Below are 16,027 nucleotides of genomic sequence, written 5' to 3' on the forward strand. Positions count from 1 at the left end.
TGTGCCAATTCCCCTCAAATTGCAAGAGGCGGCATAAAAGAAAGGCGGAAACGCGCTGCACAACAGTCTGGCCCGGTCAACAGTAACGCCAGATGCTGGCAATGAAATCGGCCCCGAAGCGCCGCTTGCACGCCTCATAGACCTCATCATAAAACGCACGAACCGATTGCAGCGCGCCTTCGTCCAGATCGCCGTCGCGGGGCGACCAGTTGACCCGCCGGTCAAAATTGGGATGCGCGCGGTCGATGCCCAGAAAAGCGCAAGCGCGGCCGAGTTCATCCAGTGTCAGAAAGGTCTCGTAGAAGCCGTAGAAAATCTCTTCCGGTTGAAACACAGCTTCCAGCGCCGCCATCGTCCGGTCATAGCGGGTGTACATCTGGCACCAGTCGCTTTTGGCCGCAGTGTCAAACCGCTCATGCGCCGGGTGGCCGACGGTATTTCCCGCCTCTGCCGCATTGCGGTCGGCCATGCGCAACATTGAAAAACAGCGCTCGATCGGGTCGCGCATCAAAAACACCACGCGCGGCGCGTAACCTTCGGCAAGCATGCGTGCGCGGATGTCCTGAAAGTTCTCTGCCGTCAGCCCCGAATACTCCGGCGTGATATCCCCCAGCAGTCGCGCCTGCGGATGGTCCGCCCGCAGCCGGCGATACGACGCCCAATAACGGTCGATGTCATGGTTCATCGCCAGATTGTCCATCAGCGACAAGAGCTCGGCGGGGTCAGCGGCGGCCTCGCCCTTGTGAAACCCCCGGACGGATGCCGCCAGATGATCGCGCAACCGCTCCATCTTCACCACCTCGGACAGGCGAAAGCGGTCGGGCTGGTAGACCGACTGGAACACCGACTGTTCCTTGATCGGCCCCATCGCGCATTGCGGATGATCGCGCAGATAGCGATAAAGCCAGGTGGTCGCCGCCTTCTGCGCGCCGACGCCCAGCAGAAAGACCGGCCTTGGGGGGATGATCGGCTTTTTGAAAAACGAAAGACGCATCGACCACCTTTTACACATCACCCTGCCGCCATCCGGGCAGGCAAAGCCCGGTTACAGCTGCGCCGCCACATCCTCGGGGATGTCAAAGTTATGCGTCACCGTCTGCACATCGTCATCTTCTTCCAGCAGATCAATCAGCCGCATCAGCTTTTGCGCGGTGTCCAGATCCACCTCGGTCAGGCTTTGCGGCTTCCAGATCAGCTTGGACTCGGTCGATTCCCCCAGAGATTTCTCCAGCGCGTCCGACACTTCGTTCAGCGCTTCGACCGAGCAATAGATCCAGTGGCCATCCTCGTCAGAGTCGACATCATCGGCTCCGGCTTCCAGTGCCGCCATCATCACTGTATCGGCGTCGCCCACCGACGCCTGATAGGAAATCTCGCCCACCCGGTCAAAGCTGTGCGCCACCGACCCCGTGGTGCCCAGATTGCCGCCGGCCTTGCTGAAATACGACCGCACGTTGCTGGCGGTGCGGTTCACGTTGTCGGTCATCGTCTCGACGATGATCGCAATGCCGTTGACGCCGTAGCCTTCATAGCGGATTTCCGTGTAATCCGCGCCATCGCCCATCTGCGATTTCTTGATCGCGCGGTCGATCACATCCTTTGGCATCGACACCGATTTCGCGGCCTTGACGGCCAGCCGCAAGCGCGGGTTCATCTCGGGGTCAGGCATGCCCATCTTGGCGGCAACGGTGATTTCCTTTGCCAGCTTGGAAAACATCTTGGAGCGCAGCTTGTCCTGCTTGCCCTTGCGATGCTGGATGTTCGCCCATTTCGAATGGCCTGCCATGACCCGTACTCCTGCCCGTCTGATCGGTGATGGGTTCCCTTACACCAGCGCCCCAGCCGCCTGCAACCCTCAGGCCAGCGCGTCCTGCACCTGCGCAAAGGCCCGCGCCATCAGCTCTTGCGCCGCCTGCCGCGTGCCCGCCTCGGCATAGACCCGAAATTCCGGCGCATTGCCCGATGGGCGCAGATGCACGACGCCGCCGCCCTCCAATGTGGCGCGCAGCCCGTCAGTGCGGTCCACCGCCATGACCTGACCCAAAGGCGCAAGAAACGCCGCCAGCTCCCCCGCCCCCAGCCGCGCCAGCAGCGCAGCCGAGGCCTCAGGGGCAATCCCCTCCAGCCGGTCGGTCACGGTAAAGCGGGCGGGTTCCATCGCCACGCGCGCGGCCAGCGAGCCGGCGCGCTTGGCCTCGATCAACGCGGCCACAATGGGCAGCAGGCTGTCGCGTGTCATCAGGCGGGGCAGCGGCCCCGCTGGCCCCGCCGCGTCAAAGCCAAGAAGAAAGCCACCATTTGGCTCATAGCCCACCACGCGGCCCCCGGCCTCTTCCATCGCGGCGATAACAAAGGGCGAGCCGATGCGCGTGCGCACCACCCGCCCGAACCGGCCCGACAGATCGACGCCCGTGTTGGCCGATACCGTGGTCACGACCACATCGGCCCCGATCAGCGCCGCCGTGATCTGGCCCAGCACATCGCCCGGCACGATCTGGCCCGTGGCATCCGCCACCAAGGGCCGGTCGCCATCGCCATCGGTTGACACGATGGCATCCAACCCCTCGGCCCATTCCACGAAATGCGCCCGAACCGCATCGGGCACGGCCTCGGTATCCACCGGAATGAAAACGTCCGACTGGCCCAGCACCGCCACCCGTGCGCCCAGCGCCTCCAGACAGGCGACCAGCCCATCGCGGCTGACCGCAGAATGGGCCCAGACGCCGACCTTCATGCCGTCCAGACAGGGCCCGAACGCGCCGCGATACCGCGCCGCCCAGTCGCCGCTGATCTCGAACGAACTGCGGCGCGGGGCGGTCAGGTCAGCCGACGCGCGGCCAAGACCCGCAAGGATCGCCGCCTCCTCGGCCTTGGTGATCTCGCCGCCCGGCACGTAGTACTTCAGCCCGTTGCGATCCGCCGGAATGTGGCTGCCGGTCACCATCACCGCCGCCGCCCCCGCCGCCATCGACGCCATCGCCAGCGCAGGTGTCGGCACAGCGCCACAATCGGTCACCGCAACGCCGTCGGCCCGCGCCGCCGCGATCACCACCTCGGCCAGGTGCGGCGAGCTGTCGCGCAGATCGCGCCCCACCCACAGCCCGGTGCCAACAGGGCACGCCGCCAAAAAGCTGCGGGTGTAGTCGGCCACCAGATCGGGCGTCAGCTCTGTCACCAGCCCGCGCAACCCGCTTGTGCCAAACTTTGGTGCCATCGCGTCAGTCCCCCATCTCCACCGGCGGGGGGGATGAAAACACCCGGTCAATGCCCGCCGGATCGGTGATCACCACTTCGGCGAGCGGGGCCACAGCCCCCTCGGCCCCCAGCGCCGTTGTCAACTCGGTCCAGATCTGGCGCAGGATATTGGGATTATCGATCACCCGCACCGCATAGCCGTACCCCGGCCCGCAAGTGTCCATCCGGCCCACCGGCACCTGCGCCCACGCCGCCCGGCACACCGTGCCATCCGACAGGGTCAGCGTCAGCACATCCGCAGACAGCCGCGCCGCTTGCGGCACCGGCGTGCCGGGCATCGCAGACACGCAACCCGCAAGGGCAAGGCACAGCAGAAATTTACGCATAGGGTTTCCCTTCAGAACGGAAAGAACAACGGGATCAGGGCAGAGATTGCCACCATCATCACCAGATTAAGCGGCACACCGATCCGGAGAAAATCACTGAACCTATAGCCGCCCGGACCATAAACCAGCGTGTTGGTCTGATACCCGATCGGCGTGGCAAAGGACGCAGAGGCCCCGAACATCACTGCCACCACAAAGGGCCGCGGATCAACCCCGATCTGCGCTGCAAGGCCGATCACAATCGGCGTCAAGATCACCGCCACCGCATTGTTCGACACAATTTCCGTCAGGACCGAGGTCAGCGCATAGACCACAAAGATCAACATGAACGGCGGCAAGCCTTGCATGAACGGGGCCACCGCATCGACAATCAGCTGCACCGCGCCGGAATGCTCCAGCCCCGCGCCCACCGCCAGCATGGCAAAGATCAGGGCCATCAGCCGGCCATCGACAAAGCTGAACGCCTCATCCGCATCAATGCAGCGGGTAACCAGCACCACACCCACACCGATCATCGCCAGCACCAGAATGGGTGCCACGTTCAGCGCCGACAACCCGACCACCGCCGCCAGCACCAAGACCACAATCGGGGCCTTGGTGCGCCGGTAAGCCCGGTCTGACGGTTCCGAGATATTGACCACATCCATATCCGCCGCCAGCCGCTGAATATCGGCGGGCGCGCCTTCCAGCAGCAGCGTATCGCCGACCTGCACCACCAGATCATCCAGCTGCCGCCCGATGTTCTGGTTCTTGCGATGCACCGCCAGCGGATAGACCCCATAGCGCCGCCGCAAGCGCAGGCTGCCCAAAGACCGCCCCACCATCGCGCAGCCCGGAGTGATCAGCACCTCAACGGTCGAGGTCTGGACCGAGGACAGCTTGTCCACCATCCGCAGCTCTTTCGACTCCTGCAGGGCCAGCACTTCTGACATCGGGGTGCGCAGCACCACCCGGTCACCGACCTCCAGCTCCACCTCGGCCAGTTGACGGCGCAAGGACGCGTCGCCGCGCAGCACATCGACCACCCGCATGTTGTCGCGCTTGAACAGGCCAACCGCGTCCACCTTCTGCCCGATGATCGGGCTGTCTTCCGGCACCGCCACCTCGGTGAAAAACTTCATCCGGCTGCGGTCAGTCAGCATCATCGCCATGCTGTCGCGGTCCGGCAGCAGCCGCTTGGTGAACAGCGCCAGATAGGTCAGCCCCACCAACGATGCCGCAATGCCCAAGGGCGTGATCTCGAAAATCCCGAACGGCTCCAGCCCCCGCTCGCGCGCGACACCATCCACCACGATATTGGTCGAGGTGCCAATCAGCGTGATCGTCCCCCCCATGATCGCCAGATAAGACAGCGGAATCATAAGCTTGGATGGCGACAGCGCCAGCTGCCGCGCGATCTGCATGAACACCGGAATCATCACCACCACAATCGGCGTGTTGTTCATGAACGCCGACATGCCGATCACGCCCAGCGCGATCACCACCAGCGCGGTTTTCGGATGCGTCTTCACATAGCGCAGCGCATATTGCGTGGCGGTGTCCAACGCGCCCGTGCGCACCAGCCCGCCCGCAATGATGAACATCGCCGCAATCGTCCAGGGCGCCGCGTTCGACAGGGCGCGGGCGGCTTCCGCCTGCGGCAGAATGCCCAACGCCAGCATCAGGCAGGCCCCGCCAATCCCTGTCACCTCGACCGGATAGGTCTCACGCACGAACAGCACCAGCATGCCCGCCAGAATCGCCAGCGCCACAATGGCCTGCATCGTCTGATCCATCTCGATGCCCAGCATCATTCCCCCTGTGCGTGCGGCGTAGCCCTTGGCCGTACCAATGCCACGCCCGACAGCATCACCACAAGCGCCGCCCATGCCAAAGGCGGCAACCGTTCCCCCAGCAGCAGCATCGCCCAGACAACCCCTGCCCCGGTGACCAGATACGAGCATTGTGCCGTAAAAACCGCCCCCGCGCGCGCGGCCAGCCAGACATAGCCCGCATAACACAGCGCATGCACAAAGCTGGACCCGATCAGCCCCCATTCCGCCACGCCCCAAACGCCGCGCGGATCAATCCACTGACCCGTCGCCAGCGTCACCGGCAGGCACAGGATCATTCCGACCAAAGACGCCATGAACATCGCCTGCACCGCATCCATGCCGCCAGTGCCGGTGCGGGCGACATAATTCGCCTCCATCGCGTAGAACAGCGGGCCCACCAGCGCCAGCGGCAGGAACACCAGCAGATGCCCCGGCAACCCCGCCCCCGGTGCCGCAATCATCGCCACCCCGATCAACCCCAACCCCAGCCCGGCAATCCGCCGCAGCGAAACCCGGTCCATCCCAAGCGCCAGCGCAATCGGAAATGACAGTATCGGCACCGCTGAAATCAAAATCGACATGATCCCCGACGGCAGATGCTGAATGCTGGTGTAAAACGTCGCATTCGGCACCAGTGTGCCCAGCACCGCCACCACCAGCGCAAAAATCAGCGCCTGCCGGGAAAAGACCAGCCCCTTGCCCCGCGCCAAAGACAGTGCCCCCAGCACAACCGTGCAGATCACCAGCTGCCAGAAAATCAGCCCGAACGGCTGATACCCGGTGCTGGTCGCCAGTTTCCCCAATGGCTGCGTCAGCCCCCAGCCAAGGCCCAACGCCATCAGCACAAGGGCAAACAGCCGGTGCTCGCTCAAGGCAGCGCCTGTTCCAGCCGCCCGCCCAGACGGATCATCCGCACCTTGAGTGCCTTGCCGGTGCGGTCATCGGTCTCCACGTAAACCCCCGACAGCGTGGCAGGCCCGCCCGCAGGCTCGAACCGCGCCTTGGGCATGCCGGTGATAAAGCGCCGCAGCGGCTCCAGTTTCTCCATCCCGATCACCGAGTTGTAGTCGCCACACATTCCGGCATCGGTCAGGTACCCGGTGCCCCCGGTCAGGATCTGCGCATCCCCCGTCGGCACATGAGTATGGGTGCCGACGACAAGGCTTGCCTGCCCGTCACACCAATGCCCCATCGCCATCTTCTCGGATGTGGCCTCGGCATGCACATCGACAATGGCCGCCTGCACCAGCCCGCCCATGGGGTGCGATTTCAGCACCTGCTCAATCGCGGAAAACGGGTCGTCGAACGGGCGCTTCATGAACACCTGCCCCAGCACCTGCGCCACCAGAACCTTGCGTCCTTGCGTCGCGGTAAACACCCGCCAGCCCTTGCCCGGTGCCACCTTGCTGAAATTAATCGGCCGGATGATCCGCGGTTCCTGCTCGATGAAACTCAGCATGTCCTTCTGGTCAAAGGCATGGTCGCCCAGCGTCAGGCAATCCGCCCCCGCGCCCAGCAAGATCTTGGCATGGTCCGGCGTCAGACCCGCGCCGGATGACGCATTCTCGCCGTTCACCACGACGAAATCGAGGTTCCAGTCCGCCCGCAGCCCCGGCAACCGCTCGGCAATCGCCGCGCGCCCAGTCCGCCCCATCACATCGCCAAGGAAAAGCATTCGCATGCCCCTCGGGTTAAGCCCCGCCGCTGCGCCCTTCAAGCAAAATCGCAGCGGCCCCTGCGCCCGGTTGACGCGGCACCCCATGCGGCTAGTTTGCAGGCATGAACACCCTCCCCCCAGCGCTGTCAGACTGGTTCACCGCAAAGGGCTGGACCCTGCACCCGCATCAGTGGGACATGCTGGCCCGAGCAGGCGACCCCGCCACCCTGCTGATCGCCCCCACAGGCGGGGGCAAGACCCTGGCGGGTTTCCTGCCCACCCTTGCCGAACTGACCGACAGCCCCACCAAAGGCCTGCATACCCTCTACATCTCGCCGCTCAAGGCGCTCGCCGCCGACATCCGCCGCAATCTGCGCACCCCCATCGAGGGGGCAGGCCTGCCCATAAGGGTCGAAGACCGCACCGGCGACACCACCTATACCCAGCGCCGCCGCCAGCGCGCCGATCCGCCGCATATCCTGCTGACCACGCCGGAATCGCTGGCGCTTCTGCTGTCTTACGAAGATGCCCCGCGCATTTTCGCCGGGCTGCAACGGGTGATCCTCGATGAGCTGCACGCGCTGGCCGAATCCAAACGCGGCGACCAGATGACGCTGCTGCTCGCCCGCCTGCAAAGCCTGTCGCCCGGTCTGCGCCGCGTCGGCCTGTCTGCCACGGTCGAAGACCCGCCGGCCCTTGCCCGCTTTCTCGCCCCCGATACCGGCATCTTGCTGGCAGACCCCGGCCCGGCCCCCGACATTCAGATGCTGGAAACCGACACCGCCCCGCCATGGGCAGGGGGTGGCGGGCGCTATGCCATGGCCGCCATTCTGGACCAGGTGAAACAGCACCGCACCACCCTGATCTTTCACAACACCCGCGCGCAGGCCGAACTGTTCTTCCGCGACCTGTGGCTGGCCAATACCGAAGACCTGCCCATCGGCATCCACCACGGCAGCCTGTCGCGCGAACAGCGCGAGCGGGTGGAAGGTGCCATGGTCGCAGGCGCCCTGCGCGCCATCGTCTGCACCGGATCGCTCGACCTTGGCATCGATTGGGGCGATGTCGATCTGGTGATCCAGGTGGGCGCCCCCAAAAACGTCAAACGCCTTGTCCAGCGCATCGGCCGCGCCAACCACCGCTACAACGCGCCGTCCAAGGCACTGCTGCTGCCCGCCAACCGCTTCGAGGTGGTGGAGTGCAAGGCAGCCCTCGATGCGGTGCGCGACGGCACGCTGGATGGCGAGCCGCGCGGCCCCGGCCCCCGCGATGTGCTGTGCCAGCACATCCTGCTGACCGCCTGCTCCGGGCCGTTCGACGCCGATGCGCTCTACGCCGAGACCCTCACCGCAGGCCCCTACCGCGCCCTCACCCGTGAGGGTTTCGACGCCACCCTCGATTTCGTCGCCACCGGCGGATACGCCTTGCGCGCCTATGACCGCTGGCAGCGCCTGAAACTCACAGGCGGACAGTGGCACCTGCGCGACCCGCGCGCGGCGGCGGTGATCCGCCAGAACCTTGGCACCATCATCGACACAGAAACCCTGAAGGTCCGGCTGAAAAACCGCTCTGGCGGCACGCCCTTGGGCGAGGTGGAAGAAGCCTTCGCCGCCACCCTCACCCCCGGCGACACCTTCCTGATCGGCGGGCAGGTCGTGCGCTATGAAGGCCTGCGGGAAATGACGGTCGAGGTGACGAACCAACCGGGCCGCGACCCAAAGGTTGCTGTGTTCAATGGCACAAAATTCGCCACATCCACCCTGCTGACCCAGCGGATTCTTGACATATTCCAACAACCGCGCTGGCCCGACCTGCCTGCCCACACCGCCGAATGGCTGTCCCTTCAGCGCGAGGTATCGCGCCTGCCCGATGCCGAGACCCTGCTCTGCGAAAGCTTCCCGCATGACGGGCGCGAACATCTGGTAGTCTACGGCTTTGCCGGCCGCAACGCCCAGCAAACCCTTGGCCTTCTGCTGACCAAAGCAATGGAAGAAGCGGGCCTTGCCCCCTTGGGCTTTGTCGCCACCGATTACGCCACCCTGATCTGGGGCATCGACGCCGTGCAGGATGCAAGGCCCCTGTTCGACCTGCACGCCCTGCAAGAGGGGCTGGAGACATGGCTCGCCGGCAATGCGGTCATGAAACGCACCTTCCGCGCCAGCGCCATCATCGCCGGCCTGATCGAACGCAGCCATCAGGGCCGCCGCAAATCGGGGCGGCAGGCGACGTTTTCGTCGGACATCCTCTATGACACCTTGCGCAAATACGACCCCGACCACCTTCTGTTGCAGATCACCCGCGAAGAGGCGATGCGCGGCCTGATCGACTTTTCCCGCATCGAAGACCTGTTGACCCGCGTCGCGGGCCGGATCGAAACCCGCCGCCTGCCCCGGCTGTCACCCTTGTCTGCACCCTTGTTTCTGGAACCCGGCCGCATCCCGGTGCAGGGCACAGGCCGCGAACGACTGGCCGAAGACGCAGCAAGACGGCTGATGGAGGCGGCGGGGTTGGCGTAATGGGTTGCATTGATCCTGTCGCCGGGGCACTCGAAGGCCATGAGCTATCCCTTTCGCCTCGCCGCTGAACCCCTGATCGCCCGCCCCTCGGGCGCGCTGTTCTGGCCGGACCGGCAGCTGCTCTGCGTGTCGGACCTGCATCTTGGAAAATCGGGGCGCATGGCACGGCGTGCGGGCGCGCTGTTGCCGCCCTATGAGACGCGCGAAACGCTGCTGCGGCTGGAAGCCGAGATCGAGGCCACCGGGGCGCGCACGGTGATCTGTCTGGGCGACAGTTTCGATGACAGCGCCGCCCTTGACGGGCTGGACGCGGATGACCGGCTCTGGCTCACCCGACTGATCGCCGGGCGCGACTGGATCTGGATTGCGGGCAACCATGACGCTGGCCCCTTGGACATCGCAGGCAGCCACCGGGCCGAGGTGCATCTGGGTGCGCTCACCTTCCGCCACATCGCTGAACCCGGCGCGCAGGCCGAGGTGTCTGGCCACTACCACCCCAAGGCGCGGCTGGCGGGCAAGGTCTGGCGCTGCTTTCTGGCCGACAGCACCCGGCTGATCCTGCCTGCCTTTGGCACCTACACCGGCGGACTGTGGACCCATGATCCGGCGCTAATCGGCCTGATGCAGCCCGGCGCGCTGGCGGTGCTGTGCGGCGGCACGGTGGCCCGCGCGATTCCGATGCCGCGCAAAGCCTAAACGGTCAGCCCCTCCGGCTCTGGCAGACCATGCGCGCGGCAGCAGGCGGTCAGCGTATTGGCCAGCAGGCAGGCTATGGTCATCGGCCCCACACCACCCGGCACCGGCGTGATCGCCCCCGCCACCTTTGACGCACTGGCGAAATCGACATCGCCCACCAGCCGGGCCTTGCCGTCACGCGCCACCCGGTTGATCCCCACGTCAATCACCGTCGCCCCAGGCTTCACCATATCGCCGGTGATCATCTCGGCCCGCCCCACCGCCGCCACAAGGATATCCGCCCCCCGGCACACCGCCGCCAGATCACGCGTGCGGCTGTGCGCAATCGTCACCGTGCAGCTGTCACCCAACAGCAACTGCGCCATCGGCTTGCCCACGATGTTGGACCTACCCACCACCACCGCACTCATCCCGGCCAATGACCCGTGATGCGCGCGCAGCATCATCAGGCAGCCCAAAGGCGTGCAGGGCACCATCGCCTTCTGCCCGGTGCCGAGGAGTCCCACGTTCGAGATGTGAAACCCGTCCACATCCTTGGCCGGATCAATGCTGTTGATGATCAGGTCTGCATTCAGATGCCCCGGCAGCGGCAGCTGCACCAGAATGCCATGCACCGCCCGGTCCGCATTCAACTGCCCGATCAGCGCCAGCAGATCCACCTCGGACGTGTCCGCCGCCAGCTTGTGCTCATAGCTGGCCATCCCGGCCTCCAGCGTCTGCACGCCCTTGTTGCGCACATAGACCTCGGATGCCGGGTCTTGCCCCACCAGCACCACGGCCAGCCCCGGTTGCACCCCATGTTCCTCGCGCAGCCGCGCCACATGGGCCGCCACGCGGGCGCGCACGCCCGCCGCAAACGCCTTGCCGTCGATCACCACCGCCGTCATGTCAGTCTTCCTTCCGCATCGAATCCGGGCCAAGCCGGTTTTCCTCGCGCGCAATCGACCAGTCGATCAGACGCCGCCACAGCTTTTCCACCAGATCGGGGGGCAGACCATAGGCCACCGCATGGCGGCGCACATTGGCCACCACCTCCTCGACGCGAGACCCGATCCGCGCCGGCAGATCCACCTCAGCCTTGATCTCGGCGGCGCGGTCGATATAGCCCGCGCGCTCGGCCAGCAGCCGGACCAGATCATCGTCCAGCCGGTCAATCTCGGCCCGGATATGGACCATGGTTTCACAGTCGGCAGGTGTGCGCATCGCAAGGTATCCTGTTCAGATCAGCCAGATGGCCTCGACATAAAGCGCGGCCTCGCAAAGGGCAACGCGGGGTTTTGCCTCAACCCCCATCAGAACAACCCTTCCACATCGCCATCCGCATTCAGCCGGATCACCTCGGCACTCGGGCTGCGCGGCAGGCCGGGCATCGTCATGATCTCGCCGCAGATCGCAACCACAAACCCCGCCCCCGCCGACAACCGCACCTCGCGCAGCGGGATGCTGTGCCCGACCGGAGCCCCCCGCACCGTGGGATCGGTGGTAAAGCTGTACTGGGTCTTGGCAATGCAGACCGGCAGATGCCCGTGGCCCGCATCCTCCCACGCCTTCAGCTGATCGCGCACCCCCGCATCCGCCACCACGCCCTCGGCATGATATATCCGGCGGGCCACGGTTTCGATCTTGTCGAACAGCCCCATCGCATCGGGATACAAGGGCGCGAAATCGGCCACACCGCTTTCGGCCAGCGCCACCACCTTGCGCGCCAGTTCCTCGATCCCCGCCGAACCTTCGGCCCAGTGCTTGCACAGCACCGCCTCGGCCCCCAGCCCGGCCACATAATCCTTCACCGCCTGCACCTCGGCAGGCGTATCGCTGGTGAAATGGTTGATCGCCACCACCACCGGCACGCCAAAGCTCTGCACATTGCCGATATGGCGGCCAAGGTTCGGGCACCCTGCCCGCACCGCCGCGACATTCTCGGCCCCAAGATCCGCCTTGGCCACCCCGCCGTTCATCTTCATCGCCCGCACCGTGGCCACAATCACCGCCGCCGCCGGGCGCAGCCCCGCCTTGCGGCACTTGATGTCAAAGAACTTCTCGGCCCCAAGGTCCGCCCCGAACCCGGCCTCGGTCACCACATACTCGCCCAGCTTCAGCGCCGTGGTGGTGGCGATCACCGAATTGCAGCCATGTGCTATGTTGGCAAACGGCCCGCCATGCACAAAGGCCGGAGTATTCTCCAGCGTCTGCACAAGGTTGGGTTGCATCGCATCTTTCAACAGCACCGTCATCGCGCCATCGGCCTTGATATCGCGGCACGTCACCGGCACCTTCGCGCGGGTATACGCCACCACGATATCGCCCAGCCTCCGCTCCAGATCGGCCAGATCGCGGGCCAGACACAAGATCGCCATCACCTCGGAGGCCACAGTGATGTCAAACCCGGTCTGGCGCGGAAAGCCATTGGACACGCCACCAAGGCTGGTGACCACATCGCGCAGGGCGCGGTCGTTCATGTCCATCACCCGGCGCCAGACAATCCGGCGCTGGTCGATATCCAGCGTGTTGCCCCAGTAGATGTGGTTGTCGATCATCGCGGCCAGCAGATTGTGGGCAGATGTGATCGCGTGGAAATCGCCGGTGAAGTGCAGGTTCATCTCTTCCATCGGCACCACCTGCGCCATCCCGCCACCCGCAGCGCCGCCCTTCATCCCGAAGTTCGGCCCAAGGCTCGCCTCGCGGATGCACACCACCGCCCGCTTGCCGATCCGGTTCAGCCCATCGCCAAGGCCCACAGTCGTCGTGGTCTTGCCCTCGCCTGCCGGGGTCGGGTTGATCGCCGTGACCAGAATCAGCTTGCCATCGGGGCGCCCCTGCACCGACGCAATGAACCCCTGCCCGACCTTGGCCTTGTCATGGCCATAGGGCAGCAGATCGGCCTCGGGTATGCCCAGCTTTGCCCCGATTGCCTGTATCGGCAGTTTCTTCGCCGCGCGGGCGATCTCGATGTCGGAACCCAAGGCCATGTCTCTCTCCCAAAGGCAAGGATGCGCCTTTTCGCGGCGCTTGGCCCAGTGTTAGCCGCCCAAACGCTCAAGACACAGGCATTTCCGACCTTACACCCGCAAAAATCGGCGCAGACAGACCTCGGCGCATCACGCGCGCCGCGCCTCTTTCAGATGCGCCCAGACCGGCTGATCGGGAATGTGCAGCGTGATCGCCTCACCCAACGTGAACACACCCTCCCGCTCCACCCAGGCCGTCACCCCGCGCCGGCCCTTGGCCGCCGCCTTGAACTTTGCCCCAAACCCGGGATGCACCGCGTTGATCGGCTTGCCGGGCAGCACGCAGGGGCGGTTTTCCATATCCACCACCAGCGTCGCCCCCTCCGCCCCCTGCAGCCGCGATGCAGGCGGCAGATGGGTGAAGTCCGGCAACCCCGCGATCACCATCGTCGCCCCCACCAGCGCGGGGTCCAGCACGTCGATCCCCATGCGCTCGGCAATCTCGGCCAGATCCTCGGCCCCCAGCAGGGAAAACTGCCGCGTGTTACGGATCACCGTATCACGCGGATATTGCGCCTTGACCCGGCTGCACGCGGGCCGCGTCAACCCGCCATGCGCCTCGCCCACCGGGCCGTCAAACAGCGCCTGCACCTGCGTGGCAGGCTCCGCCTCCAACTGCCGGTCACGGTCGGGCACCACGCCCAGCCAGGTGATCCGGCCCACAAATCCGGTTGGTTTCAAAGCTGGCATCGCAGATCCTCACGCATGTTCGACAAAGAAAAACCCCCGGAGCCTTTGCAGGTTCCGGGGGTCAGATCAAATCACGCCGCTCTCAAACCGAAGGCTCCGGCTCCAGCCCGCCAGTTGCCTTCGGCTTCAGCTTCGGAATCGACGGGATGGATGCCAACCCGCCGCCCGAGGCCGGTTTGTCGGCATCATCATCGCCGCCCAGCTTTTCGCCCGCGACAACTTTCTTGATCTCGTCACCGGTCAGCGTCTCATATTCCAGCAGACCCTGCGCCAGCCGCTCGAACTGGGTGTTCTGTTCCAGCAGGATACGGCGCGCGGTTTCATAGCCTTCGTCGATCAGGCGTTTCACTTCCTGCTCGATCAGCCGCTTGGTCTCGGCCGAGACCGAGAAGCCGCCGGTGTTGCCGGAATAGCCTTCAGCCGCTTCGGCATAATCGACGTTGCCGACCACATCCGACATGCCCCAGCGCAGCACCATCGCGCGGGCGAGGGCCGATGCCTGCTGAATGTCACCCGAAGGCCCGTTCGACACCGAATCCTCACCCCATTTGATGATCTCGGCAGCTTTCCCGGCCATGGTCATCGCGATGCGCTGTTCGCACTGGTCGCGGTGCCAATTCAGACGGTCCATTTCCGGCAGGCTCATCACCATGCCAAGCGCACCGCCACGCGGGATGATCGTGGCTTTGTAAACCGGGTCACATTTCGGCAGAGCCATGCCCACAACGGCGTGGCCAGCCTCGTGGTACGCGGTCATTTCCTTCTGGTCCTGCGTCAGCACCATCGACCGGCGCTCCGCCCCCATCATCACCTTGTCTTTGGCATTCTCGAAATCATCCATCGCGACAAAACGACGTCCGATCCGCGCAGCCATCAGCGCCGCCTCGTTGACAAGGTTCATCAGATCGGCCCCTGAAAAACCCGGCGTGCCACGTGCGATGGTGCGCAGGTCAACATCTGGCCCCAGCGGAGTTTTGCGCGCATGCACGCCCAAAATCTTCTCGCGCCCCTTGATGTCGGGGTTGGGCACGTGGATTTGGCGGTCGAACCGGCCCGGACGCAGCAGCGCGGGGTCCAGCACATCCTTGCGGTTGGTGGCGGCGACGATGATCACACCCTCGTTCGCCTCGAACCCGTCCATCTCGACCAGAAGCTGGTTCAAGGTCTGTTCGCGTTCATCGTTTCCACCGCCCATGCCCACGCCACGGGCACGGCCCACGGCATCGATCTCGTCGATGAACACGATGCAGGGCGCGTTCTTTTTCGCCTGTTCGAACATGTCGCGCACGCGGCTTGCACCCACACCCACGAACATCTCCACGAAGTCAGAGCCAGAGATGGTAAAGAACGGCACCCCCGCCTCACCCGCAATCGCGCGGGCCAGCAGGGTTTTACCTGTACCGGGCGGGCCAACCAGCAGCGCACCCTTGGGGATCTTGCCGCCCAGACGGCTGAATTTCTGCGGGTTGCGCAGGAATTCCACGATCTCCTCAAGCTCTTCCTTGGCCTCATCAATCCCGGCCACGTCGTCGAACGTCACCCGGCCGTGCTTTTCGGTCAGCAGCTTGGCGCGCGATTTGCCAAAGCCCATCGCCCCGCCTTTGCCACCGCCCTGCATCCGGTTCATGAAGAAGATCCAGACGCCGATCAGCAACAGGAACGGCAGGAAGGTCATCAGGATCGAGACAAAGCCCGACTGCTGCTGTGCCTCGGCCCGCACCTCCACACCTGCGGCCACCAGCCGGTCGGTCACATCGGTGCCCTGCGGCACGATAGCACCGTAGGTGTTGCCGTCGCTGCCACGCACCTGCAGCCGTTCGCCGTCGATCACCACACTGGAAACCTGACCGGCATCGACGCGCTGCACAAATTCCGAATAGGAAATCTGGCGCGCAGATGTGGCGGTCTGGTTGCCGCCAAAAAGATTGAACAGCGCAAGGATCAGAAAGAACAGAACGACCCAGAACGCGATATTTCGTGCATTGCCCACGAAGTTTCTCCCCACATGTCCACCGCCCGGAACGGGGCGGCGGTCTTGCTCACTAAGATAGACAGAACCGCGCGG

General features: G+C 64.9%; 14 protein-coding genes. 2 read left to right on the forward strand and 12 right to left on the reverse strand.

All coding sequences use genetic code 11. The annotated features are described in order from the left end of the window. Positions 1 to 76: 76 nt before the first annotated feature. The 7 genes from EEB11_RS04980 to EEB11_RS05010 form a co-directional block, all read right to left on the reverse strand. Positions 77 to 994 (reverse strand): sulfotransferase, encoded by a 918-nt coding sequence (locus EEB11_RS04980; RefSeq protein ID WP_167852658.1) that lies wholly within the window; start codon positions 992 to 994, stop codon positions 77 to 79. A gap of 51 nt (positions 995 to 1,045) precedes the next feature. After that, the gene (locus tag EEB11_RS04985; protein ID WP_135429331.1) at positions 1,046 to 1,786 is read right to left on the reverse strand and encodes a YebC/PmpR family DNA-binding transcriptional regulator; all 741 of its coding nucleotides are present in this window, start codon (positions 1,784 to 1,786) and stop codon (positions 1,046 to 1,048) included. 69 nt (positions 1,787 to 1,855) lie between these two features. Next, a complete protein-coding gene (locus EEB11_RS04990) occupies positions 1,856 to 3,214 on the reverse strand; it encodes a phosphohexomutase domain-containing protein (protein ID WP_135429332.1) in 1,359 nt (452 codons plus the stop codon). Between the two features lie 4 nt (positions 3,215 to 3,218). Next, positions 3,219 to 3,581 carry a hypothetical protein gene (locus EEB11_RS04995; RefSeq protein WP_135429333.1) on the reverse strand — a complete coding sequence of 121 codons (363 nt, stop codon included), beginning with the start codon at positions 3,579 to 3,581 and terminating at the stop codon, positions 3,219 to 3,221. An 11-nt stretch (positions 3,582 to 3,592) separates the two neighbouring features. Continuing rightward, a complete protein-coding gene (locus EEB11_RS05000; RefSeq protein ID WP_167852659.1) occupies positions 3,593 to 5,371 on the reverse strand; it encodes an SLC13 family permease in 1,779 nt (592 codons plus the stop codon). Continuing rightward, on the reverse strand, positions 5,371 to 6,267 hold the full coding sequence (locus EEB11_RS05005) for a DMT family transporter (RefSeq protein WP_245298777.1): 897 nt from the start codon (positions 6,265 to 6,267) through the stop codon (positions 5,371 to 5,373). Before EEB11_RS05005 ends, EEB11_RS05000 begins: the two co-directional genes overlap by 1 nt. After that, on the reverse strand, positions 6,264 to 7,076 hold the full coding sequence (locus EEB11_RS05010) for a TIGR00282 family metallophosphoesterase (RefSeq protein WP_135429335.1): 813 nt from the start codon (positions 7,074 to 7,076) through the stop codon (positions 6,264 to 6,266). The genes EEB11_RS05005 and EEB11_RS05010 overlap by 4 nt, the downstream gene beginning before the upstream one ends. A 98-nt stretch (positions 7,077 to 7,174) precedes the next feature. Between EEB11_RS05010 and EEB11_RS05015 the strand changes: the two genes are divergently transcribed. Further along, complete coding sequence (locus EEB11_RS05015) at positions 7,175 to 9,568, forward strand: ligase-associated DNA damage response DEXH box helicase (protein ID WP_135429336.1); 2,394 nt, start codon at positions 7,175 to 7,177, stop codon at positions 9,566 to 9,568. A 39-nt stretch (positions 9,569 to 9,607) separates the two neighbouring features. Beyond that, positions 9,608 to 10,264, forward strand: coding sequence for a ligase-associated DNA damage response endonuclease PdeM (pdeM, locus tag EEB11_RS05020; RefSeq protein WP_135429337.1), 657 nt, complete (start codon positions 9,608 to 9,610; stop codon positions 10,262 to 10,264). On the opposite strand, the gene folD is transcribed toward pdeM, so the two are convergent. The 5 genes from folD to ftsH form a co-directional block, all read right to left on the reverse strand. Further along, complete coding sequence (gene folD / locus EEB11_RS05025; protein WP_135429338.1) at positions 10,261 to 11,151, reverse strand: bifunctional methylenetetrahydrofolate dehydrogenase/methenyltetrahydrofolate cyclohydrolase FolD; 891 nt, start codon at positions 11,149 to 11,151, stop codon at positions 10,261 to 10,263. The two genes, pdeM and folD, sit on opposite strands and share 4 nt — an antisense overlap. Position 11,152: 1 nt before the next feature. Further along, on the reverse strand, positions 11,153 to 11,467 hold the full coding sequence (locus EEB11_RS05030; protein WP_135429339.1) for a chorismate mutase: 315 nt from the start codon (positions 11,465 to 11,467) through the stop codon (positions 11,153 to 11,155). Between the two features lie 89 nt (positions 11,468 to 11,556). Beyond that, positions 11,557 to 13,233, reverse strand: a complete 1,677-nt coding sequence (locus EEB11_RS05035) for a formate--tetrahydrofolate ligase (protein WP_135429340.1) — start codon at positions 13,231 to 13,233, stop codon at positions 11,557 to 11,559. A gap of 129 nt (positions 13,234 to 13,362) precedes the next feature. Then, positions 13,363 to 13,962 (reverse strand): MOSC domain-containing protein, encoded by a 600-nt coding sequence (locus EEB11_RS05040; protein ID WP_135429341.1) that lies wholly within the window; start codon positions 13,960 to 13,962, stop codon positions 13,363 to 13,365. Positions 13,963 to 14,044: 82 nt separating this feature from the next. Beyond that, positions 14,045 to 15,952: an ATP-dependent zinc metalloprotease FtsH gene (gene ftsH / locus EEB11_RS05045; RefSeq protein WP_135429342.1), complete on the reverse strand. Its 1,908-nt coding sequence runs from the start codon at positions 15,950 to 15,952 to the stop codon at positions 14,045 to 14,047. Positions 15,953 to 16,027 lie beyond the last annotated feature (75 nt).

The organism is Pseudotabrizicola sediminis (assembly GCF_004745575.1).
Classification (GTDB): domain Bacteria; phylum Pseudomonadota; class Alphaproteobacteria; order Rhodobacterales; family Rhodobacteraceae; genus Pseudotabrizicola; species Pseudotabrizicola sediminis.